Source organism: Achromobacter sp. SIMBA_011, from assembly GCF_046535435.1.
In the GTDB taxonomy this organism is placed as follows: domain Bacteria; phylum Pseudomonadota; class Gammaproteobacteria; order Burkholderiales; family Burkholderiaceae_B; genus Achromobacter; species Achromobacter dolens.
Genome location: NZ_JAWRWN010000545.1, coordinates 1 through 268 on the forward strand (window position 1 = coordinate 1; position 268 = coordinate 268).

Consider the following 268-nt stretch of genomic DNA (forward strand, 5'->3'; position numbering starts at 1 on the left):
GCGATCGAGATCGTGCGCCGCTACGGGCTGAAACTGGTCGGCATCCACATGCATATCGGTTCGGGCGTCGACTACGGCCACCTGTCGCAGGTGTGCGACGCGATGGTCGATCTCGTCACGTCGCTCGGCCACGATATCGACGCCATTTCGGCGGGCGGCGGGTTGTCGATTCCGTATCGCGGCGGCGAGCCGCGCGTCGACGTCGGTCACTACTTCAACCAGTGGGATGCCGCGCGCAAGCGGATCGAACGGCATCTCGGCCACGCGG

1 pseudogene is annotated in these 268 nt (G+C 66.0%); it reads left to right on the forward strand.

The window, feature by feature from the left end:
* Positions 1–268: pseudogene (locus SB816_RS32075) on the forward strand (diaminopimelate decarboxylase); the annotation flags it as partial.